General features: G+C 36.2%; 31 protein-coding genes, 1 pseudogene and 1 other annotated feature (1 of these 33 only partly in view). Of the genes and pseudogenes, 20 read left to right on the plus strand and 12 right to left on the minus strand.

Features of this window, described 5'->3' with window-relative positions; all coding sequences use genetic code 11:
* Positions 1-22: 22 nt before the first annotated feature.
* The 6 genes from Q3V31_RS12845 to Q3V31_RS12870 all read left to right on the plus strand — a co-directional run bounded on the left by Q3V31_RS12845 (position 23) and on the right by Q3V31_RS12870 (position 4,858).
* Positions 23-1,141, plus strand: coding sequence for a nicotinate phosphoribosyltransferase (locus tag Q3V31_RS12845; RefSeq protein WP_000658379.1), 1,119 nt, complete (start codon positions 23-25; stop codon positions 1,139-1,141).
* Between the two features lie 252 nt (positions 1,142-1,393).
* Positions 1,394-2,704, plus strand: coding sequence for a UDP-N-acetylmuramate--L-alanine ligase (murC, locus tag Q3V31_RS12850; RefSeq protein ID WP_000219455.1), 1,311 nt, complete (start codon positions 1,394-1,396; stop codon positions 2,702-2,704).
* Between the two features lie 192 nt (positions 2,705-2,896).
* The gene (locus tag Q3V31_RS12855) at positions 2,897-3,445 is read left to right on the plus strand and encodes a GNAT family N-acetyltransferase (RefSeq protein WP_000494646.1); all 549 of its coding nucleotides are present in this window, start codon (positions 2,897-2,899) and stop codon (positions 3,443-3,445) included.
* Entirely contained in the window at positions 3,442-3,933 is a 492-nt protein-coding gene (locus tag Q3V31_RS12860; RefSeq protein ID WP_071735160.1) for a GNAT family N-acetyltransferase, read from the plus strand. Before Q3V31_RS12855 ends, Q3V31_RS12860 begins: the two co-directional genes overlap by 4 nt.
* Positions 3,934-4,010: 77 nt before the next feature.
* On the plus strand, positions 4,011-4,415 hold the full coding sequence (locus tag Q3V31_RS12865) for a PH domain-containing protein (RefSeq protein WP_001010607.1): 405 nt from the start codon (positions 4,011-4,013) through the stop codon (positions 4,413-4,415).
* On the plus strand, positions 4,412-4,858 hold the full coding sequence (locus tag Q3V31_RS12870; RefSeq protein WP_000717591.1) for a hypothetical protein: 447 nt from the start codon (positions 4,412-4,414) through the stop codon (positions 4,856-4,858). Before Q3V31_RS12865 ends, Q3V31_RS12870 begins: the two co-directional genes overlap by 4 nt.
* A 39-nt stretch (positions 4,859-4,897) precedes the next feature.
* Here the strand turns inward: Q3V31_RS12870 and Q3V31_RS12875 are convergent, their stop codons facing one another.
* Positions 4,898-6,013 carry an aminopeptidase gene (locus Q3V31_RS12875; protein ID WP_000654729.1) on the minus strand — a complete coding sequence of 372 codons (1,116 nt, stop codon included), beginning with the start codon at positions 6,011-6,013 and terminating at the stop codon, positions 4,898-4,900.
* Positions 6,014-6,200: 187 nt separating this feature from the next.
* Here Q3V31_RS12875 and Q3V31_RS12880 point away from each other — a divergent pair, with 187 nt between their 5' ends.
* From Q3V31_RS12880 to ccpA, 5 genes and pseudogenes are all read left to right on the plus strand, one after another.
* Positions 6,201-6,710: a DUF948 domain-containing protein gene (locus Q3V31_RS12880; RefSeq protein ID WP_001197724.1), complete on the plus strand. Its 510-nt coding sequence runs from the start codon at positions 6,201-6,203 to the stop codon at positions 6,708-6,710.
* Positions 6,711-6,712: 2 nt separating this feature from the next.
* Positions 6,713-7,039 (plus strand): bacillithiol system redox-active protein YtxJ, encoded by a 327-nt coding sequence (gene ytxJ, locus Q3V31_RS12885; RefSeq protein ID WP_002067603.1) that lies wholly within the window; start codon positions 6,713-6,715, stop codon positions 7,037-7,039.
* Between the two features lie 112 nt (positions 7,040-7,151).
* Entirely contained in the window at positions 7,152-8,168 is a 1,017-nt protein-coding gene (locus Q3V31_RS12890) for a CamS family sex pheromone protein (RefSeq protein WP_033656793.1), read from the plus strand.
* Between the two features lie 237 nt (positions 8,169-8,405).
* A pseudogene (locus tag Q3V31_RS12895) lies at positions 8,406-9,479 on the plus strand (bifunctional 3-deoxy-7-phosphoheptulonate synthase/chorismate mutase).
* Between the two features lie 276 nt (positions 9,480-9,755).
* Positions 9,756-10,754 (plus strand): catabolite control protein A, encoded by a 999-nt coding sequence (gene ccpA, locus Q3V31_RS12900; RefSeq protein ID WP_001103287.1) that lies wholly within the window; start codon positions 9,756-9,758, stop codon positions 10,752-10,754.
* 34 nt (positions 10,755-10,788) lie between these two features.
* Here the strand turns inward: ccpA and Q3V31_RS12905 are convergent, their stop codons facing one another.
* The 3 genes from Q3V31_RS12905 to dhp61 form a co-directional block, all read right to left on the minus strand.
* On the minus strand, positions 10,789-11,151 hold the full coding sequence (locus Q3V31_RS12905) for a DUF4288 domain-containing protein (protein ID WP_000271417.1): 363 nt from the start codon (positions 11,149-11,151) through the stop codon (positions 10,789-10,791).
* A 15-nt stretch (positions 11,152-11,166) separates the two neighbouring features.
* Positions 11,167-11,403, minus strand: a complete 237-nt coding sequence (locus Q3V31_RS12910; RefSeq protein ID WP_000637886.1) for a DUF3949 domain-containing protein — start codon at positions 11,401-11,403, stop codon at positions 11,167-11,169.
* An 83-nt stretch (positions 11,404-11,486) separates the two neighbouring features.
* Positions 11,487-11,783, minus strand: a complete 297-nt coding sequence (gene dhp61 / locus Q3V31_RS12915; protein WP_000389943.1) for a protein Dhp61 — start codon at positions 11,781-11,783, stop codon at positions 11,487-11,489.
* A 151-nt stretch (positions 11,784-11,934) separates the two neighbouring features.
* Here dhp61 and Q3V31_RS12920 point away from each other — a divergent pair, with 151 nt between their 5' ends.
* Positions 11,935-12,207 carry a DUF3917 domain-containing protein gene (locus Q3V31_RS12920; RefSeq protein WP_000636596.1) on the plus strand — a complete coding sequence of 91 codons (273 nt, stop codon included), beginning with the start codon at positions 11,935-11,937 and terminating at the stop codon, positions 12,205-12,207.
* Positions 12,208-12,254: 47 nt separating this feature from the next.
* Here the strand turns inward: Q3V31_RS12920 and mscL are convergent, their stop codons facing one another.
* The 3 genes from mscL to Q3V31_RS12935 all read right to left on the minus strand — a co-directional run bounded on the left by mscL (position 12,255) and on the right by Q3V31_RS12935 (position 14,474).
* Positions 12,255-12,659, minus strand: coding sequence for a large-conductance mechanosensitive channel protein MscL (mscL, locus tag Q3V31_RS12925; RefSeq protein WP_000266993.1), 405 nt, complete (start codon positions 12,657-12,659; stop codon positions 12,255-12,257).
* Positions 12,660-12,787: 128 nt separating this feature from the next.
* On the minus strand, positions 12,788-13,714 hold the full coding sequence (locus Q3V31_RS12930; protein WP_098452307.1) for a Gfo/Idh/MocA family protein: 927 nt from the start codon (positions 13,712-13,714) through the stop codon (positions 12,788-12,790).
* 79 nt (positions 13,715-13,793) lie between these two features.
* The gene (locus Q3V31_RS12935) at positions 13,794-14,474 is read right to left on the minus strand and encodes an ankyrin repeat domain-containing protein (protein ID WP_329765390.1); all 681 of its coding nucleotides are present in this window, start codon (positions 14,472-14,474) and stop codon (positions 13,794-13,796) included.
* 149 nt (positions 14,475-14,623) lie between these two features.
* Between Q3V31_RS12935 and Q3V31_RS12940 the strand changes: the two genes are divergently transcribed.
* From Q3V31_RS12940 to Q3V31_RS12950, 3 genes are all read left to right on the plus strand, one after another.
* Positions 14,624-16,078 (plus strand): sensor histidine kinase, encoded by a 1,455-nt coding sequence (locus Q3V31_RS12940; protein ID WP_016130342.1) that lies wholly within the window; start codon positions 14,624-14,626, stop codon positions 16,076-16,078.
* Between the two features lies 1 nt (position 16,079).
* Positions 16,080-16,769, plus strand: a complete 690-nt coding sequence (locus tag Q3V31_RS12945) for a response regulator transcription factor (RefSeq protein ID WP_000821764.1) — start codon at positions 16,080-16,082, stop codon at positions 16,767-16,769.
* A gap of 121 nt (positions 16,770-16,890) precedes the next feature.
* Positions 16,891-17,181 (plus strand): hypothetical protein, encoded by a 291-nt coding sequence (locus tag Q3V31_RS12950; RefSeq protein WP_071735164.1) that lies wholly within the window; start codon positions 16,891-16,893, stop codon positions 17,179-17,181.
* A gap of 92 nt (positions 17,182-17,273) precedes the next feature.
* On the opposite strand, the gene Q3V31_RS12955 is transcribed toward Q3V31_RS12950, so the two are convergent.
* The 5 genes from Q3V31_RS12955 to acuA all read right to left on the minus strand — a co-directional run bounded on the left by Q3V31_RS12955 (position 17,274) and on the right by acuA (position 21,187).
* Positions 17,274-17,687, minus strand: coding sequence for a VOC family protein (locus Q3V31_RS12955; protein ID WP_016130341.1), 414 nt, complete (start codon positions 17,685-17,687; stop codon positions 17,274-17,276).
* 56 nt (positions 17,688-17,743) lie between these two features.
* Positions 17,744-18,607: an alpha/beta fold hydrolase gene (locus Q3V31_RS12960; protein ID WP_090814249.1), complete on the minus strand. Its 864-nt coding sequence runs from the start codon at positions 18,605-18,607 to the stop codon at positions 17,744-17,746.
* A gap of 122 nt (positions 18,608-18,729) precedes the next feature.
* Positions 18,730-19,896, minus strand: a complete 1,167-nt coding sequence (gene acuC / locus Q3V31_RS12965; RefSeq protein ID WP_080119936.1) for an acetoin utilization protein AcuC — start codon at positions 19,894-19,896, stop codon at positions 18,730-18,732.
* Positions 19,893-20,537: an acetoin utilization AcuB family protein gene (locus Q3V31_RS12970; RefSeq protein ID WP_000634567.1), complete on the minus strand. Its 645-nt coding sequence runs from the start codon at positions 20,535-20,537 to the stop codon at positions 19,893-19,895. The genes acuC and Q3V31_RS12970 overlap by 4 nt, the downstream gene beginning before the upstream one ends.
* 17 nt (positions 20,538-20,554) lie before the next feature.
* Positions 20,555-21,187, minus strand: coding sequence for an acetoin utilization protein acetyltransferase AcuA (gene acuA, locus Q3V31_RS12975; protein WP_016130338.1), 633 nt, complete (start codon positions 21,185-21,187; stop codon positions 20,555-20,557).
* A 176-nt stretch (positions 21,188-21,363) separates the two neighbouring features.
* Here acuA and acsA point away from each other — a divergent pair, with 176 nt between their 5' ends.
* The 5 genes from acsA (at position 21,364) to Q3V31_RS13000 (ending at position 25,009) form a co-directional block, all read left to right on the plus strand.
* Entirely contained in the window at positions 21,364-23,082 is a 1,719-nt protein-coding gene (gene acsA, locus Q3V31_RS12980) for an acetate--CoA ligase (protein ID WP_329765391.1), read from the plus strand.
* Between the two features lie 95 nt (positions 23,083-23,177).
* On the plus strand, positions 23,178-23,735 hold the full coding sequence (locus Q3V31_RS12985; RefSeq protein ID WP_000845592.1) for a maltose acetyltransferase domain-containing protein: 558 nt from the start codon (positions 23,178-23,180) through the stop codon (positions 23,733-23,735).
* Between the two features lie 66 nt (positions 23,736-23,801).
* The gene (locus Q3V31_RS12990) at positions 23,802-24,257 is read left to right on the plus strand and encodes a hypothetical protein (RefSeq protein ID WP_090814250.1); all 456 of its coding nucleotides are present in this window, start codon (positions 23,802-23,804) and stop codon (positions 24,255-24,257) included.
* On the plus strand, positions 24,238-24,783 hold the full coding sequence (locus tag Q3V31_RS12995; protein ID WP_000057208.1) for an RNA polymerase sigma factor: 546 nt from the start codon (positions 24,238-24,240) through the stop codon (positions 24,781-24,783). Before Q3V31_RS12990 ends, Q3V31_RS12995 begins: the two co-directional genes overlap by 20 nt.
* Positions 24,764-25,009, plus strand: a complete 246-nt coding sequence (locus Q3V31_RS13000; RefSeq protein ID WP_001293781.1) for a hypothetical protein — start codon at positions 24,764-24,766, stop codon at positions 25,007-25,009. The genes Q3V31_RS12995 and Q3V31_RS13000 overlap by 20 nt, the downstream gene beginning before the upstream one ends.
* A gap of 77 nt (positions 25,010-25,086) precedes the next feature.
* Positions 25,087-25,186, plus strand: a binding site (T-box leader); it runs 130 nt beyond the window's last position.

Below are 25,186 nucleotides of genomic sequence, written 5' to 3' on the forward strand. Positions count from 1 at the left end.
GTAAAGTAGGGAGTAAAGCGACATGAAAGAAATTGAATTAAAATTAAAAGGTGAAATAAATCGATTAACAAATAGAACATTTAAATTTGACGAGCGCGTTGGAGAAGGATGGTTCTCTGCCGTTTACTTTTTAAAAACTAGAGAAATTATTGAAGAATTTCGCCCGAAAAGTGTTGTAACAATGCAGTTTTTCCAAAAGGAACATGCAGTTCTTTGCGGAACAGATGAGGTAATCGCATTGCTACAAACATTTGCCAAAAATCCTGAGGAATTAGAAATTCATTCTTTAAAGGATGGCGATAATATTAGTCCGTTTGAAACAGTGTTAACAATTCATGGTCCTTATGAAAATTTCGGATTTTTAGAAGGTGTAATTGATGGGATTTTAGCCCGTCGTACATCAGTTGCGACAAACGTATATAATGTTGTCCAAGCTGCACGTAGTGTAGATAAAGAAAAACCAGTTATTTTCATGGGAGATCGTGATGATCATTATACGCAACAAGCTGGTGACGGTTATGCGGCATACATCGGAGGTATGAGCGCACAAGCGACGCATGCAATGAATGAGTGGTGGGGCAGAAGTGGTATGGGGACGATGCCTCACGCATTAATTCAAATGTTTAATGGTGATGTTGTTGAAGCTGCAAAAGCGTATCATAAGAAATTCCCAGAAGATGAATTAGTTGTATTAATTGATTACAATAATGATGTCATTACAGATGCACTTCGCGTAGCTCGTGAATTTGGATCAACATTAAAAGGTGTGCGTGTCGATACGTCTCGTACAATGATTGATCAATACTTCATTCGTCACCCAGAAGTACTTGGAACATTTGATCCACGTGGTGTAAATCCATCGCTTGTATTTGCACTTCGTAAGGCTCTTGATGAGGAAGGGTTCCAACATGTAGATATCGTTGTAACTGGTGGATTTGATGAGAAGCGTATTCGTGAATTTGAAGCTCAAAATGTTCCTGTCGATATATATGGAGTAGGAAGTAGCTTATTAAAAATGAATATTGGCTTTACTGGTGATAACGTAGAATTAAATGGAAAACCAGAAGCAAAAGCTGGTCGTAAATACCGTCCAAATCCACGTTTAGAGCGTGTTCAATTAGAAACAAAAGAAGATATGTAAAAATGAGAAAAACTGATAGGTGATTGACCCTATCAGTTTTTCTGTTATCATAGTATAACAGCTGGTTTTTTGCTATAATAAGTTTGTTATGGACATAAAAAGAAGTACGTACGTGGTTATCCTGATAAGTGAAGATTAAAGAAAACTTCGCTTCATCAGAAATGTATGATGATTACCAAAATAAGAAAAGATTCATATACTGTCTTATAGATAGGCCGTTGTATTAGTTCGAAATGTTGGAGGTTCTTTAAGATGACAGTTTACCATTTTGTAGGAATTAAAGGAACAGGAATGAGTTCATTAGCGCAAATTCTTCATGACATGAAGCATACTGTTCAAGGGTCTGATTATGAAAAGCGTTTCTTTACACAAACAGCATTGGAAAAGCGTGGTATTTCCATCCTTCCTTTTGATAAGAATAATATTAAAGAAGGACAAGTGATTATCGCAGGAAATGCATTTCCTGATACGCATGAAGAAATCGTAGCAGCAAAAGAGTTAAATATCCCAGTACATCGTTACCATCACTTCTTAGGTGATCTTATGAATCAGTACACAAGTGTTGCTGTAACTGGTGCACATGGAAAAACATCAACAACTGGTTTGTTAGCCCATGTAATGCAAGGTGCACACCCAACATCATACCTTATTGGAGATGGAACGGGGCATGGGGTAGAAAATAGTAAGTATTTTGTATTTGAAGCTTGTGAGTATCGTCGTCATTTCTTGTCTTACTATCCAGACTATGCAATTATGACAAACATTGATTTTGATCATCCAGATTATTTTACAGATGTCAATGATGTATTCAATGCATTCCAAGAGATGGCATTGCAAGTGAAAAAAGGCATTATTGCATGTGGTGATGATGAAGAACTTCAAAAAATTCAAGCGAAAGTACCTGTTATTTTCTATGGATTTGGAGAAGATAATGATTTCCAAGCACGTAACATTCAAAAGAGAACAGATGGTACTATATTCGACGTATTTGTTCGTAATACGTACTATGACACGTTCAAAATCACAGGATATGGCGATCACAGCGTATTAAATGCATTAGCAGTAATCGCGCTTTGCCATTATGAAAACGTTGATGTAGAAGCAGTTAAGCATCAGCTAACAACTTTTGAAGGCGTAAAACGTCGCTTTAATGAAAAGCCAATGGGAGAGCAAGTTATCATTGATGACTATGCACACCATCCGACAGAAATTAATGCAACGATTGAAGCAGCTCGCCAGAAACATCCAGAGCGTGAAGTTGTCGCTGTATTCCAGCCGCACACATTCTCACGTACAGAAAAGTTCTTAGATGAGTTCGCGGAAAGCCTAAGCAAAGCTGACCAAGTATACTTATGTGATATTTTCGGATCAGCGCGCGAAAACAAAGGTGAATTAACAATTGAAGATCTGCAAAAGCGTATTGACGGTGCAGAACTAATTACAGATACAACAACGGATGTATTAAAGAAACATAAAAACGGCGTTCTAATTTTCATGGGCGCGGGAGACATCCAAAAATTCGAAGCGGCTTACGTAAAAGAAGTTCAAGTTGCAGAGAAGTAATAGAAAAGACGCATAGCTACGGCTGTGCGTCTTTTTTGTGCTGTTGTGGTTGAACAGCGTTGTCGAATCTAGTCGGTAAGTCGATATAACTACAGCTGTGTTCGATATATTTTAAGAATTGTTGATATATTATGGTGCATTCCTTTAATTTAAAATGTTAGAATAATAAGAAAACTAAAAGGGGCTAAAAACATGTTCACACTCCGAGTAGATGATGAAATTGAACTACAACTATTAGAAAAGCATCATAAAGAGGAACTATATGAATTAATAGATCAGAATCGTACCCATTTAAGAAGATGGCTTCCATGGGTAGATGGGACGAAATCTGCTGATGCGTATAATGAGATTTTTCCAATGTGGTTAAAGAAATTTGCAGAAGGAGATGGGTTTGAAACTGGTATACGTTATAAAGGAAAGCTTGTTGGGATGGTAGGCATTCATCCGGTGAGTTGGGGCAAGAAAGCGACGAGTCTTGGTTATTATCTTGCAGAAGATGCTGGTGGAAAAGGTATTATGACGCGAAGTGTGAAGGCTGTGCTTCATTATGCATTTGATAATTTAAAGCTAAATAAAATTGAAATTCGTTGCGGTGTTGAAAATGCGAAAAGCCGTGCAATTCCAGAGCGTTTAGGTTTTAAGATAGATGGGATTTTACGAGATGAAGAATGGGTGTACGATCATTTTCAGGATATTACTGTATATAGTTTACTAGCTTCGGAATGGAAGGATATTCGATGAACGAGAAGATTTGTATTATTCCATATGAAAGTAAGTTTCAAGATGAAGTAGTAGATCTCATTGTTCATATTCAGCAAAAAGAGTACAATGTCCCAATTACGAAAGAAGAGCAGCCGGACTTACTAGAAATAGAAACGTTCTATCAAAGGGACAACGGAAATTTTTGGGTAGCAACTTATGATGGTAAAGTAGTTGGAACGGTAGCTTTATTAGATATTGGAAAGCATCAAGTGGCGCTAAGAAAAATGTTTGTGAAGAAAGAGTTCCGCGGAAAAGAATGGGGCGCATCACATACGCTACTTCAAACGGCAATTTCTTGGGCGAAGGAAAAGAACTTGGAAGACATTTATTTAGGAACAACAGTTAAATTTCTAGCAGCACACCGTTTCTACGAAAAGAATGGTTTTCAAAGCGTGAATATAGAAGAGTTGCCAAAAAGTTTTCCAGTGCTAGAGGTAGATAAGAAATTTTATAGATATACTGTTTAAAAAGATCATTTATAAATGATCTTTTTTTATGAACTAAAATGGAAATAATGGTATAATTTAGGTTAGGGGGTGTGGGTATGAACTTTCCAATTCAAAGAAGTAAGTCTGCGATAATTTGCGTTAGTCTAACGTTAGCCTTCATGGTGGTATATCCGATTGTAATGTTCTTTACAAGAAAAGGGGATTGGGTTTCAGCTCTAATTGGGATGGGGTTATGCTTCATTGTAAATGGTCCTCTCGTTTGGGAAATATTTATTAAAAAACATAAAGTAGAAAATGGTGTGCTAAAATACGGCGTTTTAAATGAAGATGTTGTATTGAAAGATATTAGAATTATTCGCCAAGTTGGGAAGTCTCTTGAAATTACGACGAATTCATATAAGGTACATATGATTGGGATGCCACAAGATATGAATGAATTCTTGGCGCTTATTGAGAAAGAAAATCCATATGTGAAAATAGAAATGGTGGGTGAGAAATGAAAAAAATCTGTGCGCTCTGTTTATTTTTATTAACGACATCGATTCTTTTAATAGGATGTAGTGCGAAGAAAGAGAAATCTGACGTTAGCTTAGAAAAGGCACAAAAAATTGAAGTTGAATCCCTTATTGATTCGAGTGATAAAAAAACAATTACCGATAAGAAAGAAATCACAAAGTTGTTTGAATCAATCAAAATGGATGAGTGGGAAATGGAATCGGCTCCTATGGATACTCCGCAAGGGAAAACGTTTAAAATGTATCAAGAGGATACACCAAAATTATTGGATTCGAGTAAAGATAAAAAAGAGTTACATGAAATTGGTACTATGACAGTATATAAAGATGTTCCTTATGTTGAGGTTGAATTGAAAATTAATAAAATAAAAAATAAAAATAGTTTTAAAGTATCAGAAGATGTGGCTAAAAAATTATTAGAGTATTAATGGAAAAGCGCTCGGATAAAATTCCGAGCGCTTTTATTATTATTTTAAGTTCTCTGGGTTTAAAGCTTCTAATTCAGGAACAACAAAACGTCCGTCTTTACGGATTAGTACGTCGTCGAAGTAAATTTCGCCGCCGCCGTATTCAGGGCGCTGGATGCATACTAAATCCCAATGGATGTTAGAGTTGTTGCCGTTCCATGCATCGTCGTAAGCTTGTCCAGGAGTGAAGTGGAAGCTGCCATCGATTTTTTCATCGAATAGAATGTCTCCCATTGGATGCAAGATGTATGGGTTTACGCCGATTGCGAACTCACCAACGTAGCGTGCGCCTTCGTCTGTATCGAAGATTTTGTTAATGCGTTCTGAATCGTTTGCAGTTGCTTCAACGATTTGGCCGTTCTCAAACTTAAGTTGTACATTTTCAAATGTATAACCGTTGTAAGGAGATGGTGTATTGTAAGAAACTGTACCGTTAACAGAATCGCGAACTGGTGCAGAGTATACTTCACCATCTGGAATGTTTAAATGACCTGAGCATTTAATAGCTGGAATGTCTTTAATAGAGAATGTTAAGTCAGTTCCAGGACCAGTTAAGCGAACTTTATCTGTTTTATTCATTAATGTAACAAGGCTATCCATCGCCTTATCCATTTTACCGTAGTCTAAGTTACAAACTTCGAAGTAGAAGTCTTCGAAAGCTTCTGTGCTCATTTTAGCAAGCTGCGCCATAGAAGCATTTGGGTAGCGAAGAACAACCCAGCGTGTTTTTGGAACGCGGATGTCTCTATGAACTTTTTTGCCAACTGTTTGGCCATGAACTTTCATACGTTCACTTGGAACGTCAGCTTGTTCGTTAATGTTATCACCAGAGCGAAGGCCGATATAAGCGTCCATATCTTTCATTACGCTCGCTTCATATGCAGCGATTTGTTCGAAATGTTCTTCAGTAGCACCCATTAATAAAGAGCGATCTACTTGATGATCTTTTAAAGAAACGAATGGGAAACCACCAGCTGCATATGCTTCTTTTACAAGTGCAGTTACAAGTTCTTTTTGTAAGCCAAAGTTTTCAATTAATACTTTTTCGCCTTTTTGTAAGCGGATAGAGTAGTTAATTAAATTGTATGCTAACTTTTCAATGCGTGGATCTTTCATATGTAAAGCCTCCCTACTAATTATGTATCCTTTCCTATTGTAACCTACTTAGTGGAATTTGTTGAATCATTTATGTTAAAGTTAACGAATAAGTATGAAAATTCTAATGAAAAGATAGGGATTAGAACGAAACGGAAAATGATTGTATAATGAGAGAAAGTATGAAAAAGATAAAGGAAGTGATGAAATGCAAGTTCTTCTATATGTAAGTGCGGCTATTATCGCGGTTGCTTTCGCTGTATTAGTAGTGTATGTATGCAGAACGTTGTTATCGGTTCAGAAAACGTTAGAAAACGTTGCGAGCACGTTAGAAGGTTTAGAAAAGCAAATGCAAGGAATAAGCGTAGAGACGGAGCAATTATTACATAAGACAAATGCGTTAGCTGATGATATTCAACAGAAGTCACAGTCGTTAAATAAAGTAGTAGAAGGTGTGGATGGAATCGGAACGACGATTCACTCTTTAAATACGAAGCTTCGCAATGTATCAGAGTCTGTTACGGACGAAATTGAAAATAATGCAGATAAAGTAGCACAAGTTGTGCAATGGAGCAGTGCAGCAATTGAAGTATACAACCATTACCGTGCTACGAGACAAGAAAAAAAGATTGAAAAAGAAGAGCGTAAACTTGAGAAAGCTGAGCAGAAGGCTGAAAAGAGAGAGAAACGCTCTAGACTTCGCATGAGAGGTGAGTAATGATGAGTATGATGAAGATTGAAACAATTGAAGAACTTGAAGCGTTAGTAGAAAAGAACGAGCCTTACGTTCTTTTTAAACATAGTACGACATGCCCAATTAGTCACGGTGCATATACAGAGTTTCAAGCGTATTGTGGTGAAGAAAGAGAAGTGCCAGCATATTACTTATACGTACAAGAAGCGAGAGATGTTTCGAACCATGTTGCAGAGCAGTACAGCATTAAGCATGAATCTCCGCAAGTGCTATACATAAAAGATGGAATGGTAGTATGGCATACATCGCACTGGAATATTAAAAAAGAAGCTTTAGAAGAGAATGTAAAATAGGGGGAGGCAAGCGAAGGGCTTGCTTCTTTTTTATTTTGTTGCAATATATTTATGGTACACTATAGATACATTAAAACTAAGTAAATTGAATTTTGAAAGTGGGTTTGAAGCAATGAAGAAAATGGCGTTATTCATCGCAAGCTTAAGTTTATTACTGGGGGCTTGCAGCAATAATACTATTGAGAAGAAAGATGAAGTTGTACAGAAAGATACGAAAGAAAAAAGTATGATTCCAAGAACTGCTGTTTCTAAGGATTACTATAGAACGGTTATTCCTTTAAAAGAACAAAAGGTAATTAATACAGTTAATGTTAAAACTAATTCTAAACTAGATTTAGCAGAATATGAAAATGGTTTAATGAATATTGCTTCAAAACAATTCGATACAGAAAATTACGTATTACAATTAAATCAATATATTCCAGAGAAAACAATTGATGAATTAGTTACGAAACAAGAAGCACCGGTTTTGACTAATATTATAGAACAGGACTACTTCGGCAAACAGAATTCAAATGAACTAAGCTTATCTGGTGTTGTTATTGGTTTAGCCATGTCTTCAAGTGTATCTAATGAAGAAGCTATTTCTAAAGGTACTGCAGTTGCCAAGCAACTTATAGAAGCTATTAATAAAAATGATAAATATAACAAATCTTCAATTACGTTTGCTATATTTAAGCAAGAAAGCACAAGCTCTTTAAAGAATGGTACTTATATTTCAAGCGCTACTGTTCAAAAGAACGAGACTAACCTTGGAAATTGGGATACTATTGATGAAAAGTCGTATTCGTATCCTTCTCAAGAATTTGAGGCGGCACATGGAGAAGATAATGATAAGCTAAAGGATTTTTCTAAAGCAATGAAGGCATTTTCTCCAGGAGATTATATCCCTGTTAATGCTAAGATTTCTTATAAGCAAAATAAGATGGATAAATTAAAGATGGATATTGTCGTTAAATATAATGGTAAGTCAGAATTAATGGCGCTTTCTCAAATGGCTGCTCAAAGTATGTTAGAAAAATTCCCTAAAGATGCTAAAGTTCAATTACAGATAAAGTCTGAGAATAAAATCGAGGCTGTTATTATAAAAGAGAAGAACAGCGATAAACCGTTCGTTTCTTTCCTATAAAATAAAAAAAGACAGTTTTTAAGCTGTCTTTTTTTATTTTATAAATTTTCCGGAATACAGTAATTTAAATTTACACTACGGATTTTCTGCTTTCTTATGATGCTATTTCCACGTCTTTTTTCTATCTTTTTCATACATTATTCTATGTTGTATATCGTGTGACAACCTCGTATGTATCAGCTATAATAAGTTATCTTAAAAAAGTTAATGAAGAAATTTAAAAGAGGTGGCTTTCTTATGGCATCACAAGAATTAGATCGATTACGTTCTAGCATCGATCAAATCAACCTACAATTATTAGAATTATTGAATGAAAGAGGCCGTCTCGTACAAGAGGTTGGAAACTTAAAAGAAGTACAAGGTGTGAAAAGTTTTGACCCTGTACGTGAAAGAGAAATGATGAATTTAATTGCGGAGAATAATAATGGTCCATTTGAAACATCGACCTTACAACATATTTTTAAACAAATTTTTCAAGCTGGCTTAGAACTACAAGAAGACGATCATCGCAAAGCGCTACTTGTTTCTCGTAAGAAAAAAGCAGAAGATACGATCGTGGAGATTAATGGAGAGAAAATAGGAGATGGAAACCAACATTTTATTATGGGACCATGTGCTGTAGAAAGCTATGAACAAGTAAGCCAAGTTGCAGAAGCAATGAAAGAGCAAGGTCTGAAACTAATGCGTGGTGGTGCTTTCAAGCCTCGTACATCTCCATATGATTTTCAAGGTCTTGGATTAGAAGGATTGTAAATTTTACGCCAAGTTGCAGATGAATATGATTTAGCTGTTATTAGTGAAATTTTAAATCCGAATGATATTGAAATGGCATTAGATTATGTTGATGTTATTCAAATTGGCGCTCGCAACATGCAAAACTTCGAGCTATTAAAAGCAGCTGGTGCTGTAAATAAGCCGATATTATTAAAGCGTGGTTTATCCGCAACAATTGAAGAATTTATTAATGCGGCAGAATATATTATGGCAGAGGGGAATGGTAATATCATTTTGTGTGAACGAGGTATTCGCACATATGAAACAGCAACGCGTAATACGCTTGATATTTCCGCTGTGCCAATTTTAAAGAAAGAAACACATTTACCTGTCGTTGTCGATGTAACGCATTCTACAGGGCGACGTGACCTTCTATTACCAGCTGCAAAAGCGGCTATGGCAATTGGTGCTGATGCTATTATGGCTGAAGTACATCCGGACCCAGCAGTTGCATTATCAGATGCAGCACAACAAATGGATATTCCAGAATTCAATGAGTTTATGAAAGAATTAAAAGCATTCGGAAGTAAATTATAAAAAGATTTTTTAGTCTATGTAGCCCTTGTTACATAGACTTTTTACAAAAATTGCCCTTTTTTGCATAAAAAATACGAAAATACGAGAAAAGAAGCGAATTTTTTCGAAACTTTTGCGGGAAAATATTGTATGAGCCTGCGTTTTTATCGTATCATTAGTAAAAGGAAGAACTCGGGACGATTGTTGGCATCTGCAAATAGAGTTGATGTCTTTTTTTCATTCAAGTGAACCGATACATAAAAATAGATAACATAAATAGAAGGAGTGTGCGAAAAGATGAACGTAACAATCTATGATGTAGCTCGTGAAGCAAATGTTTCAATGGCTACCGTATCACGTGTTGTGAACGGTAACCCAAATGTAAAGCCTACAACAAGAAAGAAAGTATTAGAAGCAATTGATCGTTTAGGATACCGCCCAAATGCGGTAGCACGTGGACTAGCAAGTAAGAAGACAACTACAGTGGGTGTTATTATTCCTGATATCTCAAATACGTTTTATGCAGAACTTGCTCGTGGAATTGAAGATATCGCAACAATGTACAAATATAACATCATTTTAAGTAACTCTGACCAAAACAAAGAGAAAGAGTTCCATTTATTAAATACGATGCTTGGAAAACAAGTGGACGGAATTGTTTTCATGGGTGAAGATATTACAGACATTCACATTGAAGAATTCAAAAAGTCTCCAGTACCAATTGTATTAGCAGCGTCATTTGATGATCAAAATGAAACGCCATCAGTGAACATTGATTATACACAAGCAGCTTACGATGCGATGAAGCACTTTATTGAGCAAGGACATAAGCGTATCGGTTTCGTCTCTGGTCCTTTCATTGATAAAGCGGGAAGCGCGAAGAAGTTACAAGGTTATAAAAAAGCTTTAGAAGAAGCAAGTATTTCATATGATGAAAATCTTGTAATCGATGGAGATTACACATATGATTCAGGTATCGAAGCATTCGAAAAGCTTTGGAGCAGTGATGAAAAGCCAACAGCAATCTTCGTATCTTCTGATGAAATGGCACTAGGTGTAATCCACGCAGCACAAGACGCTGGATTAAACGTACCAACTGATGTAGAAGTGCTTGGCTTTGATAACACACGCCTTGCATTAATGGTACGCCCGCAGCTTTCAACAGTTGTACAACCAATGTATGATATCGGTGCAGTAGCAATGCGTCTATTAACAAAGTATATGAACAAAGAAAAAGTGGAAGATCACACTGTTATCTTACCTCACCGTATCCAATTTAGAGATTCAACGAAGTAAGAATAAAAAAGCTCACAGCAATTGCTGTGAGCTTTTATTCATATTCAGGGTAGTATTTTTTTACTACTGTATCTACAGTTTCATTTTTCTTAACATGTAAAAATCTTGCGTACAATTCTTTTCCTGTATCAAATGGCGTATCGTCTAACTCGAAAACATGAAGCACTTTTCGAAATTTCCACGTTACTTGCTGAGCGTACATATTATCGTACGTATCTACAGATTGTATAGCTACCTTTTCCCCTAGTTCATGAGCCTCTTCTAAACTGTTTGCTTTAACAAGAATAATACTTTCTTCAAAAAGCGTATCGTGATTCTCTTCATAATGCTCATCCATTTTACTAGGATTAGGCTCACCTGAATGAACAGATTCAAACAATAATTTTACAGCGTACATACGAGAGTGTTCTCCTTATGCTTGATGTTTTACTCTATAAACAATACTTGCTACAAGTGAGGCTGGTATTGTAAATATATTACTTTGATAATGATAATGTATTTGGGACTCTTCATAAGACATTTTGTCGTAAAGTTCATCTTGCGAAACGTTCATTTTCTCCTGCTTTGTCTTAAGTATCTTAATATAGTTGTACTGTATTGGAACGAGAATGATGAAATAGGCTAATACGATTAGTGAAATCCAGATCATTATGAACACTCCCTTAAAAAGAAAATTTGTATGCACTAATCATATCAATTTATAGAAAAAAATAACCAACTTTTCAAAGTGGATTAATTCTCTTCCCAAAAAGCGAAAAGTTCTTCGGGATTTCGTAAATTATGTTCGAGGCATGTTTGTGCAGTGCGTTTAAAACTTTGTACTAAATGCTCTAACCTAGAAGGATCATATTGCTTTACATTGCCAGCTACAATCGTTTCACCCTTATCCAAGTTAAGTGATATTTTTAGCAAAACTATATTTGTTGCTACTTGTACAACTTCGATATAAAAAAACGTTTTGTCTAAGTCGATTGTAATATAATCGAATCGCTCTACTTGTTTAAAATATCCCACAATATTATCTTCCAAATGAAACCTCCTTATTTTATTGGATTATATTGTAAGGTGTTCGCTATAGATGGGGTTATTCCTTGTTATATGTCACACAAGTGCAAATTCACCTATTATAGGGCAATGTCATGTATAATAGAAAGAAAAGGCTTGTGAGGGGGGAGAAGAGATGATCGTTCTTTGGATAATTACGCTTTGTATGACTGCTATTTTTGCATATATGACGTTAAAACAAAATGGCTTAAAGCGATTTGTTCCAGGAAGTATTCTTGCAGGAATCGCCCTTATCACGTATGTAATTTCAATTTTTACTGAAAGTATTTCGATAGATTTAAGTACGAGCTTAATGTTTATTGGTATTACACTATTTGCAGGTAGCATTATGGTACTGATGGTTGCAGGTATTATTATATTTATTCATATGAATTCGGAAACGTTATAGCATAAAAAAAGGCATGTCCCTAAGGGGCATGCCTTTTGTCCGTTCAATTATGCTCTATCTTTAGAAGAATTTTGTTGTTTTAGTAAATCGCGAATTTCGCCAAGAAGTTCTTCTTCTTTTGTTGGTTCTGGAAGTTCTTCTTTCTTTTCTTCTTCTTCTTCTCTTTTAGATGTTAGTTTGTTGAAAACTTTAACAAACATAAAGATAGCAGCTGCAATAATTAAGAAATCAAAAATAGTTTGGATGAAGTTACCATACATAATAGATGATTTACCGAATGAAATTTTTAAATCTGTAAAGTCAACGCCGCCTAATACCATACCAAGTAATGGTGTGATGATATCTTTTACTAAAGAACTAACGATTTTACCGAATGCAGCACCGATTACAACCCCGACAGCTAAATCAATTACATTCCCTTTGAACGCGAATTTTTTAAACTCGTTCCACATGTGTCAATCCCATCCTTTCCACGATTCATTATGAAATTTATAATTCCTATCAACATATTCTATAGAAATTTGGAAGAGAAATAAAGAGGAAATGGGAATGAAAGTAAATTCTGAAAAATGTATCCGTTTTAATTTTTATTTACATTCTCCAGTAGAGATTGCAACAGTTGCTGCGTTTTTAATGCTTCTAATCCATCTACAACAGGCTTTGTATTTCCGTGTACACATTCGATAAAATGATGAACAGCATCTTCAAAACCACGTTGTTTTAGCGTCGTATCCCATGACGGGGAACCGCTTTGTGAAACCGAGTTTTCTTGTTCAATTTCAAAGGTATTCATATTTTTTACACGAATGATTTTCCCTGTTGTTACAAGTTCAATTTGCTCTAAATTTGTACCTGCATGGCGATGCATTGCTGTAGAAAGTAATAGTCCATTTGAAGTTGTATATGTATGATGCCCGTAAAGAAGTTCATTCTTTTCATTGATTTGCATCATATTGTGAACGACGTTAAGGTCATCATTAGCTAACCAGCGAGCAGTATCTACAATATGTAAGTAATCATCTAACATAGTAAAGTCATACGTATATGGCCCCACTTTATTTGTGCGGTGCTTTTCAATTCGGATCCATGAAATATCATGAGCTTGCTCTTTGGCAGCAACGTACATAGGAACGAATCGGCGATTAAATCCGACCATTAACTTTCGGTTATACTTCTCGCTCAACTCGACTAGTTTCTCAGCTTGTTCTACTGTAGCTGCTAGCGGCTTATCAACATAAACGTCGATTCCTTTTTTCAGAAGTTCAGAAACGATTTCATAATGTGTAGCAGTTGAACTATGAACGAAGATTGCATCGCATTCCGAAGCTAACGTTTCAATAGAATGAAAGTCTTGAATACGGTATTGCTGGCAAACTTGTTTCCTTTTCTCCGCGTTAGGTGTAAACGCCCCTACAAAATCCCAATCTGTTTCTTTTGTAAGTGTTGGAAGATAGGCTTTTTGTGCAATACTTCCAAGTCCAATCATCCCAATTTTAGGTTTGTTCATGTTTATTCCCACCCTATTAATATTAATGTAACGGGTTAAATGTAGCATAGGGTGGGGGAGGAAGGCAAAAAATAGCTTTTTATTTACGTCCGTCTAACAAAATCTTCTCTATCTCTTCAAAGTTATGAGCGCGAGCGTGCTCTAGTGGGGTAACACCATCGTTGTCTGGAATATTTACATCAGCACCGTGCTCGATAAGAAGGCGAATGACTTGTTGCTGTGTTTCGTTTCCGTTACTTAGTACGATGGCTTCCATTAAAGCGGTCCACCCGAGATTATTTACATGGTTAACATCAATAGTTGTTCGCGTAAGGAGTTCTTTAATAACATCAATATAGCCATGTTCTGAGGCGGGGATAAGGGCTGTTCCACCGTAACGATTCGTAAGCAATGGATCTGCGCCGGCATCAATCGTTAGTTTTAAAATATCGAAGTAACCTTCTGCACCGGCGTATAGAAAGGGATTGTTTTTCATATCGTCTTGGATATTTACGTCAGCCCCTGCTTCAATAAGCGCTTTTGCAGTTTTTACATCATTTTTGTATGTAGCAATCATAAGAGGGGTACGTCCTTTATTGTCTTTTATATTCATATCAGCCCCTTTTTTGAGTAACGATATAACAGTATTCGTTTCTTGTTTTTCAGTAGCTGCTAGTAGCGCTGTCTCCATGTTTGTCATCTCCTTTTTAACTTCTTGTTCTTGCGAGCAACCTTGCAAAAAAATTACGCAACAGATCATGCTTAATGTTTTTTTGAACATGGAATTTCAACCTCCTTATTTCAACTGTAAAAGAAGAACATTAAATTTTTATAAACTGACGCTAAAATTACTATAAAATCGCTTGAGTATTTGAACATATATTTTTATGCTTATGGGAAAGAAGGTTTGTTAAAGTGAGGATGTAAGAAATGTCTATTAAAACAAGATTTTTATTCTCTTATATTGCTGTTATTCTCGTTTCCATTATGCTCATATTAGTTGCGGGATTTTTAATTGTTTTTTCCATAACAGGAGACTTGGAATCAGTGAAAAATTTCTATAAAAGTTCCTATATTCAAAAGCCGCTTACGCCCGAAGAAGAGAATACGTATATTGAATTGAAATTAGCGGCAAAGAAAAATCAATCTCAACTATTAGATGAATCGTTCGTTTCATCACTTGAAAAAGAAGGTGTGAAAATAGTTGTAAGAAAGGGAGAAACCATTTCTTATGCTACAAAAATATTTGAAAGTGTATCTTTAAAAGAAGCCCTTCCGAAATTTGAATCAGCAAATATTAATAGTCGTGGTACAACGGAACTAGGCGATACATTTTATCGATATGTAAAATTTGATTTTTATTTTCCTGGGGATGAAGAAGGGAGTATATTTGTACTAAAAAGGCAAAGTTCATTTGTCGATCTTACACAAAAGTTATTTCCGATTTTGTTCGGAGCGCTTTTACTGTTAGCCATTTTACTCATAGGGCTATTAAGTTATTTCGTCTCAAGAAGTGTGATAAAACCAATTTTTGTACTGAAAGATGCGACTGGGAGAATTAAAGAAGGGGATTTGGATTTTCAAATTCCAGTTATATCCCATGATGAAATCGGGCAATTAAATCAAGGATTTGAGGAAATGAGGAAGAGATTAAAAGAGTCGATTGAGGTGCAAACGCAGTATGAAGAAAATCGAAAAGAGCTCATTTCAAACATATCTCATGATTTAAAAACACCGATTACATCTATTATTGGATATGTAGAAGGTATAAAAGATGGAGTCGCAAATACGCCAGAAAAAATGGATAAATATTTAACGACCATTCATACGAAGGCAAAGCATATGGATACACTCATTGATGAGCTCTTTTTGTTTTCAAAGCTTGATTTGAATCGAGTTCCTTTTCAGTTTGAAACGATAGAGTTAAACGTGTTTATGCAAGAATTATTAGAAGAGATGCAGATGGATTTAAGTGAGGAAGGTATAGAAGTACATTTACAATTACATTCATCACCACTATATGTAACGGCTGATTGCGAAAAGATAAATAGAGTGATATCAAATTTAATTCATAATAGTGTGAAATACATGGATAAAGAAGAGAAGAAAATTACTGTAACGGTATTGAGTGATAACAATAAAGTTATTGTAAAAGTGATGGACAATGGATCAGGTATAGAAGCTGATACGCTGCCGTATATATTTGAGCGGTTTTATCGTGCAGAGCAATCGCGAAATTCTAGCACAGGTGGAAGTGGACTTGGCTTAGCGATAGCGAAGCAAATTGTTGAAGAACATGGCGGAGAAATTTGGGCGGAAAGTAAGCTTGGGGAAGGTACAAGTATTTTCTTCTCATTGAAAAAAGTACAGGAATGTGGTGAGTAGAATGAAGAGAATTTTACTAGTAGAAGATGAAATAAGTATTGCAGAATTACAGCGAGATTATTTAGAAATTAGTGATTTTCAAGTCGATGTAGAGCATTCAGGAGAAATAGGTCTACAAATGGCTCTTCAGGAAGACTATGATTTAATTATTTTAGATATTATGCTTCCGAAAATGAACGGTTTTGAAATTTGTAAACAAATACGTGCTATCAAAGATATTCCAATTTTACTTGTTTCAGCAAAGAAGGAAGATATAGATAAAATTCGCGGACTTGGTTTAGGGGCGGATGATTATATAACGAAACCGTTTAGCCCGAGTGAATTAGTAGCAAGAGTAAAGGCGCATATTTCTCGTTATGAAAGATTATCAGGAAATGTGAGTAAGCAACGCGATACGTTGTATATCCATGGGATTTCTATCGATCAGCGAGCGAGAAAAGTTTTTATAAACAATGAAGAAATCGCGTTCACAACGAAGGAATTTGATTTACTAACATTCTTTGTAACGCATCCAAACCAAGTATTAAATAAAGAACAGTTATTTGAACGTATTTGGGGACTAGACTCAGCTGGCGATTTAGCCACTGTCGTTGTTCACATTAGAAAGCTACGTGAAAAAATTGAAAGAGATCCTGCTCACCCGCAATATATTGAAACAGTATGGGGAGCTGGTTATCGCTTTAACGTGTAATGTACCTGCCGAGTAATTGGCAGGTTTTTTGTTGTTATCTGGACTAAAAGGGGTAAATAGGTAATTTATGTTAAAATATAAAGAGAGATAGAACATAGGAGAGTATGAGAGGGCGTGCTACATTTTGGGAGATACATTAAAAGATAATAAATTAAACAAGGCTTTAAAGATTGGAACGAATATCGTACTTATTTTATTAATTATCGGTGCAATACAAATGTTTTACGATAAAGATAATACAAATGATCATTTCGGTTGGTTCTTTTTTGCGATCTTTTGGGTAATTAAAAGTATTTCTAGCTCTAAGGTAAGCTTAAAAGATAGAGATAAAAAGTCAGTATTACTTGATGTAGGTTTAGTTGTTATTTCTTGTGTTCTTTTAGTTGTTTTTAGTGTGAAATATTTCTTTTGAAGGTTAATATATTCATTAACGAGGCTTTAATGGAATAAGCCTCGTATCTTTCTATGTTATTTAATACTTACGTTTGATTGTAAAAAATCACTCTATATTAGGTATTTTTCTTTGAAAATAGGACTTAATTCACTCCAAACATCAAATTTATTACCATCTAAATCATAAAAAACAAAATTCTTCCCAACATGCCCTCTGTTTTCAATCTCCCCAACTAGAATTTCCTTTTCAATAAATTCACTATGAATTGATTCTAGTGCATGTAATCCGTTAACTTCGAATGTTATAGAAAAGCGTTCTTCACCGTGAAAATCAAAAAAATTTAAGGTTTGATTATCTTGGGATTTAACTAGAAAAAAGCTTTGATTTGCAAAGTTAATAATAGCTTTGTCTTCGTCTTTAAAGTGCAACTCTGCTCCCAATTTGTTCACATACCAATTTGAAGAAAGTTCTACGTTGGTAACTGGAATATAAGTCGTTCCAACTCTTAATAATTTTTCTTTCATCCTATTTTCCTCCTTTAGCAAAACAGCACTAATAAACTTGTTCTCTCTTCCTAGACTTATTGCCTTTGTGAGTCCTTAATTTTCTTTTTAATCCCAAAAAATTCTTGAGTAATAGAAGTAAACCGACTGGCTTCTTCTAAAAAAGGATAATGGTTACTGTCCTCAAACGGCACAAAAATAGAATTACGAATGCCCTCATGCATTTCGATAGAATATTGAATTGGGCACTGCACATCGTGTCTTCCGCAAATAATTAGCATTTTTATGTTGATAGAAGGTAAGTACTTTCTTAAATCAAATGAAGGATATTCTTGAGAGAAAGCGTTCATCCGGCTAACAGACATTGTTTTTTTGATTGGTTTACAAAAATAAGAGTTGTAGTTTTCAGGTTTATACAATGATAATTTTGTTCTCTTAGTAGAGAGTTCCTTTCGTTCTTCATTTGTAAGATGAGGGTCCTTCAAGTTTTCGATGAGTTTTTGCATATAATGAAACTGCGGATGTGCAGGGGTATAAATACAAAATGGTGTTTCGGTATAGTTACTTGCTGCGGCTCCGACAACGACTAATGATTGTAAGGAATTTGGATATGTAATCGCGTATAAAAGCCCAAGCATACCGCCTGTTGAATGACCAGCGAAATGCCATGTAGGAAGTTGTGAAGCTTCTCTTATTGCTTCTAAGTCGTGAATCGTTTCAATCATACTTAATTCGTTTTCTACTTTGGCTTTTATAGAGTTACCAGCATCTCGTAAATTAATGAGGAATACACGATGTGTAGAAGTGAAAACATCTGCAAAGTAATCGCCAGTTTCATTAAATTGTGAATAGTGATGTGTAATACAAAGCGGTTCGCCATTTCCTTTTGTAAAGAGTTCAAATGTGCCACGTTTCGTGTGGATCATTTGTTGTGTCCACATAATATCACTACCTTTTCTTATACGAGTTGGGCCAGTCCGTTAGTAACTGAAATATATCGACTTACCAACAAAAACCGACAATAAATAAAAGGAGGCTATTCAAAAACGAGCCTCCTTTTCGTTTAGTACAAAGATTTTGTCATATTATTCCGAATAATTTCAAGAGATTTCGCTACAGTTAATGCATTCTTTTCTTCAATTTCTGGTTTACGGGGGATAGGTTTATACATGTTGTCTGGATCTTCCCATGTGAGGGGAAGTTCTGTTTCGGCTTGTCCTTTCCAAGCGTCAATCCATTCTGGAGGGAGATAACCTGAGATGTTTTGGATGTTGTTCATTTCGAGCCAAATAAGTGCCCAAGCTCTTGGGACGACGCGCCAGTGGTCATAGCCACCGCCGCCGACAGCGATCCAGCGACCATCGCAATATTCATTAGCGATTTCGCGAGCGAGCTTCGGTATTTCACGGTAAATGTTCATCGATGCGCAAAGGTGTGTAAGTGGGTCGTAATAATGTGCGTCAGCGCCATTTTGCGTTAAAATAATATCCGGTTTAAAGTATGCTGCAACTTCTTTTACAACCGTTCGATATGAATCTAAAAACGATTCGTCTTCTGTAAAAGCGTCGAGTGGAACGTTAAAAGAATAATTATATCCATTTCCTTGTCCACGTTCATTTACTGCGCCAGTTCCAGGAAATAAATAACGCCCAGTTTCATGTAATGAAATGGTGCATACGTTAGGATCGTCGTAAAAAGACCATTGTACCCCGTCACCGTGATGAGCATCTGTATCAATATATAAAACGCGTAAACCGTATTTCTTCTGAATATATTTCATTGCGATAGAGCTATCGTTATAAATACAAAAGCCAGATGCTTTACCACGGAAGCCATGATGTAAGCCGCCGCCTAAATTGAGGGCGTGCTTTACTTTTCCAGAAAGAACAGCATCGACAGCTGTTAATGTACCGCCAACGAGTAATGCACTTGCTTCGTGCATATTTGGAAACATCGGTGTATCTTCTGTTCCGAGTCCATATGTCATCGCAATTGATTTTTCTAACTTACCTTCTCCAGCACGTTTTACCGCATTTATGTACTCCTCTGTATGAACGTAGGCAATCTCTTCATCTGTAGCCATCCGTGGCGCGATGACTTGAGAGGGAGAGATAAAACCGCTCTTTTGTAATAAATCATACGTGAGTGTGACGCGCAGTTGGTTAAAAGGATGATCAGGGCTAAATGAATAGCCCCGAAAGTCATCCGAATAAATGAAGGCGCTACTCATGCTTGCATCCCCATTATGTTCGGCCATAAAACACGATAGCCTTCTGTTTCAAGTGCTTCAATCACCCTTAAAGGATTCATCGTTTGAATGCGGAAAACGAGTACTTTATCATTCTCATCTTTTGCTGGGTAGACGAGAACGCTCACGATATTGATTTGTAAATCACTAAAAATAGCAACAACTTTTCCGAGAATACCAGGTTCATTTTTTACTTGAATTTCAATTTGTGAACTTGGTTGATGTGCTCCTGTTAATTTCACTAACGTGTGCAGTACCGTAGATTCAGAAATGATTCCAACTAACTTTCCAGCCTTTGTAACAGGGAGACAGCCAATTTTATTTTCAAAAAATAAAGTAGCAATTTCCTCAACGAAATCAAGAGGATGGCAAGTCATAACAGGATGTTTCATAATAAGTTCAAGTGGTTGCTTCAGCATATCGAGTGAAACTTGTTCATCTAAAATAGACGGACTTGCATCTCTTACATCCCGATCAGAAATAATGCCTACGACATGATTATTTTGATCGACAATTGGAATGTGCCGAATGCCTTTCGTGCGTATTGTTCGGATTGCTGTTTCAATTGTATCGTTTGGATGTAGTGTCACTACATCTTGATTCATAATTTCTTCTACAATCATTCCAGTTGCCCCCTTTATTAATACATAAAACGATTGTGAAAACGTAGACGATCAAATGCTTGAATAGAATCCGTATCAACGCGTTTACCGATGCGGACCATTAAACAGTTAGCAGGATGCGAACAAATTTCAGGATCATCTGTAGCCATCCATTGTAAGCCACCAGCATTCATCATTTTTTCCATTACTTTTCGGTACTCCCAAACATTTAAGCCTGTTTGTTTTAAATCCCAGTGCCAATAATATTCAGTCGTCAATATAATGTAATCTTCCATATGATCGTCCATCATTGAAACTTCTAATAAGTTCTTTCCGACAGCGCAACCGCGGAAGGCAGGGACAACTTCAATCGCCCCGAGTTCAATTAAGTTTTCTATCTTTCCTTCTGACCATCGTTCGAGTGGATCAGGATACAAGTATGTAACATATCCAACAATCATTTGGTCATGTCTAGCAATAATGAGACGAGCTTCTGGTAATTTAGAAATTTCGACAATTGCTTTATATTGCTGCTCGGCAGGACGAAACGCAACTAAATCGGGATGAAATTCATACATTTCTAAGTTATGTGTAGAGACAGGACCTTCAATAATTAAAGTGCCTTTCGCTGTTTTTAAGTTTCTAGCATTATATATTTTTTTATGAATCAATGTATTACTCACCACCTTGAGGGTTTGTGAATCTATTAATATCGTACTTTATAATATATGCGATGTGAATCGAAATTTGTCATTAAAAATTTGTCTAAAAATCAACAAAAATACTGAAAATTTTAAATAATGTCATTATAATAGATAATAGAATACATAGGAGGGGGATGTAAAGTATGAAAGTAGAAACGCTTCCTGTCATTAAAGGAGAAAATAATTTGCCGAATTATGATGAGGCATACGCGAATTTTAACTGGGAAGAGGTTAATAAAAACTTTACTTGGAATGAAACAGGCCGAGTAAATATGGCGTATGAGGCAATTGATAAGCATGCGAAATCCGATCGTAAAAATAAAGTAGCCCTTTATTATCAAGATGGATCGCGAAAAGAGAAGTATACATTTAAGGAAATGAAGGATTTTTCTAATAAAGCAGGAAACGTCCTGAAAAATTATGGCGATGTAGAAAAAGGCGATCGCGTTTTTATTTTTATGCCGCGTTCTCCAGAATTATATTTTGCTCTTCTTGGTGCAGTGAAATTAGGGGCAATCGTTGGTCCACTATTTGAAGCATTTATGGAAGGTGCAGTTCGCGATCGTTTAGAAGATAGCGAAGCAAAGGTGTTAATTACAACGCCTGAATTGTTAGAGCGCGTACCATTAAATGATTTACCTGCTTTAAAAACAGTCTTCCTTGTTGGAGATAATGTAGAAGAAGGCGGTAAAACGGTAGCGTTCAATCCTTTATTTGAACAAGCTTCAAAAGAATTACATATCGAATGGTTAGGCCGTGAAGACGGTTTAATTCTACATTACACGTCTGGTTCTACTGGTAAGCCAAAAGGTGTGCTTCATGCGCAAAATGCAATGGTGCAGCACCATCAAACGGCGAAATGGGTATTAGATTTAAAAGAAGACGATGTATATTGGTGTACAGCTGACCCAGGCTGGGTAACTGGAACAGCTTACGGTATTTTCGCACCGTGGTTAGTTGGGGCATCAAATGTTATTTTAGGCGGGAGATTTAGTCCAGAAGCGTGGTATGAAGCACTGCAAGATTACGGTGTAACAGTTTGGTATAGCGCACCAACAGCGTTCCGTATGTTAATGGGAGCTGGACAAGAAGCAATAAAAAAATATGATTTATCACAAGTTCGTCACGTATTAAGCGTTGGTGAACCGTTAAATCCAGAAGTAATTCGCTGGGGTATGAACGCATTTGGACTTCGTATTCATGATACGTGGTGGATGACAGAAACAGGTGGACAAGTTATTTGTAACTACCCTTGTATGGAAATCCGTCCAGGTTCAATGGGTAAACCAATTCCAGGTGTGAAAGCAGCGATTGTTGATAATGAAGGAAATGAAGTTCCTCCATACACAATGGGTAACTTAGCAATTGGTAAAGGTTGGCCAGCTATGATGCGTGGAATCTGGAATAACCAGCAAAAATATGAGTCTTACTTTATGCCAGGAGATTGGTACGTATCAGGTGATTCAGCTTATATGGATGAAGACGGATACTTCTGGTTCCAAGGGCGCATTGATGATGTAATTATGACGTCAGGTGAGCGCGTTGGTCCATTTGAAGTAGAAAGTAAATTAATCGAGCACGCTGCTGTTGCAGAAGCTGGTGTAATTGGTATTCCTGATCCAGTGCGCGGGGAAATCATTAAAGCTTTTATCGCGCTTCGTGCAGGATATGAACCATCTGATGAATTAAAAGAAGAGATTCGTCAATTTGTAAAAAAAGGCCTAGCAGCTCATGCAGCGCCAAGACAAATTGAATTTAGAGATAAATTACCGAAAACGAGAAGTGGTAAAATTATGCGCCGCGTATTAAAAGCGTGGGAGTTAAACTTACCAACAGGTGACTTATCGACGATGGAAGATTAAAAGAGGAAGGGTCTGAATGAATACGTTCAGACCCTTCTTTTTTATGTTATTATAAACTTATATATACGTGTTGGAAGGGGAGAAGGAAGAAGGAAATGAAAACAGAAAAAGAAAAGATGATACTAGGCGAAATGTACATACCAGCTGATCCAGTTTTAGTACAAGAGAGGGAGCAAGCTCGTATATTAACGAGAAAATTAAATGAAACGCCAGAAGTACAATTAAAAGAGCGTAGCGAAATCGTAAAAGAATTATTTGGAACGACTGGAGATAACATTCATCTTGAATCTTCTTTCAGATGTGATTACGGTTATAACATTCACGTTGGTGAAAATTTTTACGCGAACTTTGACTGTACGATTTTGGACGTATGTCCAGTAACAATCGGAGTGAACTGTATGTTAGCTCCAGGAGTTCACATTTATACAGCAACGCACCCGCTTGATCCAGTAGAACGCATAAACGGATCAGAATACGGAAAACCAGTTACAATTGGTGATAACGTATGGATTGGTGGAAGAGCGATTATTAATCCAGGTGTAACAATTGGAGATAACGCGGTTATCGCATCTGGCGCTGTTGTAACGAAAGATGTGCCGGACAATGTAGTAGTTGGCGGAAATCCTGCAAAGATTATTAAAAAAATAAAATAATCTTTGAACGAAGCGCCTTCCTCGTCTGTATACATTTATGAAAGAATAGATGAGGGAGGCTTTTTTATGTCTAATAAATTACTTCTTACTTTTGCTTTAATTGGAATTATAGTCGTATTTTCTTGTGGTTCGCTATTACCGATGCCAATCGGATTTAAAGTATCAATGATTACAGCTGGGGTCATGATGAGTGTTATGTTTTCAATCATTATTCCATTTGATAGAAAACATATAGTAAGGAAAAATGGATATAAAATTGATTTTACAAAAACAAAAGTGTATTTTCGCTGGAATGTATTTGATACGATTTCGGCTTGTCTGGCAGTGTATGCATGCATATGTGTGCAAGCATTAAATATTTTAGTTTCAACCGGTCATACAATACAAAACCCGTATGTTCAATTTTTTACGAATCAATCGCAAGTATGGATTATTGTCGCAAGTGCATATTTAATTTCCCGCATTTCGTTAACGTTAAAAGGAATAAAGGAGATCAAAAATCATGGCGCAGATTGGGATTGAGGAGGAGCTCATGCTTGCGTATCAAAGTGGAGATAGACAGGCGGGAGAAAAACTATATGTTTTGATCAAACCAGCGCTATACACATTTTTATATCGATTTAACCGAGATGAACAATTAAGTATCGATCTCGTGCAAGATACGTTTTTGACGCTAGAACGTAAGAAACATATGTATGAACCTGAAAAAGGCAAAATAAAAACGTATTTATTTCAAATTGGTTATCGTCTTATGATTAATAAATTAAATAGAAGAAAAAAGTGGCGTACGCTTTTGCCGTTTTTAGTGCCGATTCAGGAAAAAGAATTTTCTATCGAAGACCGGCTCACGGTAAGAGAGGCAATTTTGAAAGTTCCTGAAGAACAGCGGGCTGTCCTTATTCTTTCTTATTATCATGATATGCAGCAAAAAGATATTGCAGAGATATTAAACATTCCGATTGGAACAGTGAAATCGAGACTCCATAACGGAATAAAGAAATTGAAACAATTGCTGGAGGTGGATGAAATTGAGCGAAAATCCCTTTAAGAGTGAATACAAATTAAAACAGCATTTAGATAGTGATCATGTAGAAATACCAGATTTTCCAAAAACGGTAAGTCGCTTCGATCGATTAATCGGATTTCTTGGTTCTCCAGCGAAAGATCCTGTGGAGGCGACGATTGGGAATGATTTATCGGTTGTGTTTCATGTATCGTTATTAGTTGGGGTTCCAATTCTTTCTCTTATTACGATACTCTTTGCGACGTTGTAAAGGATTGGAAAGGAGAGAAACCCGACCTCTATTTGACACGCCTATATAAATGATGGTATAAAGAAAAGTATATGAATAATTGAGCGTGGAAAGGGAGAAGTAGTGATCATTTCCCTGTTTTAGAGAGCTGATGGTCGGTGAAAATCAGCACATAGATGATCGCGAATTACGCCCCTA

Origin of the sequence: Bacillus nitratireducens (assembly GCF_036320425.1) — a bacterium.
Lineage (GTDB): Bacteria > Bacillota > Bacilli > Bacillales > Bacillaceae_G > Bacillus_A > Bacillus_A nitratireducens.

What these genes read in the sequence shown, in the direction of transcription:
- murC (WP_000219455.1), top strand. Translation starts at nt 1,394, where the DNA reads ATGACAGTTTACCATTTTGTAGGAATTAAAGGAACAGGAATGAGTTCA.
- Q3V31_RS12875 (WP_000654729.1), bottom strand. Translation starts at nt 6,013, where the DNA reads ATGAAAGATCCACGCATTGAAAAGTTAGCATACAATTTAATTAACTAC.
- Q3V31_RS12990 (WP_090814250.1), top strand. Translation starts at nt 23,802, where the DNA reads ATGTCTAATAAATTACTTCTTACTTTTGCTTTAATTGGAATTATAGTC.
- acuC (WP_080119936.1), bottom strand. Translation starts at nt 19,896, where the DNA reads ATGAGTAGCGCCTTCATTTATTCGGATGACTTTCGGGGCTATTCATTT.
- Q3V31_RS12935 (WP_329765390.1), bottom strand. Translation starts at nt 14,474, where the DNA reads ATGTTCAAAAAAACATTAAGCATGATCTGTTGCGTAATTTTTTTGCAA.
- Q3V31_RS12985 (WP_000845592.1), top strand. Translation starts at nt 23,178, where the DNA reads ATGAAAACAGAAAAAGAAAAGATGATACTAGGCGAAATGTACATACCA.
- Q3V31_RS12920 (WP_000636596.1), top strand. Translation starts at nt 11,935, where the DNA reads ATGATCGTTCTTTGGATAATTACGCTTTGTATGACTGCTATTTTTGCA.
- mscL (WP_000266993.1), bottom strand. Translation starts at nt 12,659, where the DNA reads ATGTGGAACGAGTTTAAAAAATTCGCGTTCAAAGGGAATGTAATTGAT.
- Q3V31_RS12955 (WP_016130341.1), bottom strand. Translation starts at nt 17,687, where the DNA reads ATGAAAGAAAAATTATTAAGAGTTGGAACGACTTATATTCCAGTTACC.
- ytxJ (WP_002067603.1), top strand. Translation starts at nt 6,713, where the DNA reads ATGAGTATGATGAAGATTGAAACAATTGAAGAACTTGAAGCGTTAGTA.
- Q3V31_RS12865 (WP_001010607.1), top strand. Translation starts at nt 4,011, where the DNA reads ATGAACTTTCCAATTCAAAGAAGTAAGTCTGCGATAATTTGCGTTAGT.
- Q3V31_RS12930 (WP_098452307.1), bottom strand. Translation starts at nt 13,714, where the DNA reads ATGAACAAACCTAAAATTGGGATGATTGGACTTGGAAGTATTGCACAA.
- ccpA (WP_001103287.1), top strand. Translation starts at nt 9,756, where the DNA reads ATGAACGTAACAATCTATGATGTAGCTCGTGAAGCAAATGTTTCAATG.
- Q3V31_RS12945 (WP_000821764.1), top strand. Translation starts at nt 16,080, where the DNA reads ATGAAGAGAATTTTACTAGTAGAAGATGAAATAAGTATTGCAGAATTA.
- acsA (WP_329765391.1), top strand. Translation starts at nt 21,364, where the DNA reads ATGAAAGTAGAAACGCTTCCTGTCATTAAAGGAGAAAATAATTTGCCG.
- Q3V31_RS12995 (WP_000057208.1), top strand. Translation starts at nt 24,238, where the DNA reads ATGGCGCAGATTGGGATTGAGGAGGAGCTCATGCTTGCGTATCAAAGT.
- Q3V31_RS12960 (WP_090814249.1), bottom strand. Translation starts at nt 18,607, where the DNA reads ATGTGGACACAACAAATGATCCACACGAAACGTGGCACATTTGAACTC.
- Q3V31_RS12890 (WP_033656793.1), top strand. Translation starts at nt 7,152, where the DNA reads ATGAAGAAAATGGCGTTATTCATCGCAAGCTTAAGTTTATTACTGGGG.
- Q3V31_RS12905 (WP_000271417.1), bottom strand. Translation starts at nt 11,151, where the DNA reads ATGTACGCTGTAAAATTATTGTTTGAATCTGTTCATTCAGGTGAGCCT.
- Q3V31_RS12940 (WP_016130342.1), top strand. Translation starts at nt 14,624, where the DNA reads ATGTCTATTAAAACAAGATTTTTATTCTCTTATATTGCTGTTATTCTC.
- Q3V31_RS12880 (WP_001197724.1), top strand. Translation starts at nt 6,201, where the DNA reads ATGCAAGTTCTTCTATATGTAAGTGCGGCTATTATCGCGGTTGCTTTC.
- Q3V31_RS12860 (WP_071735160.1), top strand. Translation starts at nt 3,442, where the DNA reads ATGAACGAGAAGATTTGTATTATTCCATATGAAAGTAAGTTTCAAGAT.
- Q3V31_RS12855 (WP_000494646.1), top strand. Translation starts at nt 2,897, where the DNA reads ATGTTCACACTCCGAGTAGATGATGAAATTGAACTACAACTATTAGAA.
- Q3V31_RS12970 (WP_000634567.1), bottom strand. Translation starts at nt 20,537, where the DNA reads ATGATTGTAGAAGAAATTATGAATCAAGATGTAGTGACACTACATCCA.
- Q3V31_RS12870 (WP_000717591.1), top strand. Translation starts at nt 4,412, where the DNA reads ATGAAAAAAATCTGTGCGCTCTGTTTATTTTTATTAACGACATCGATT.
- Q3V31_RS12845 (WP_000658379.1), top strand. Translation starts at nt 23, where the DNA reads ATGAAAGAAATTGAATTAAAATTAAAAGGTGAAATAAATCGATTAACA.
- Q3V31_RS12910 (WP_000637886.1), bottom strand. Translation starts at nt 11,403, where the DNA reads ATGATCTGGATTTCACTAATCGTATTAGCCTATTTCATCATTCTCGTT.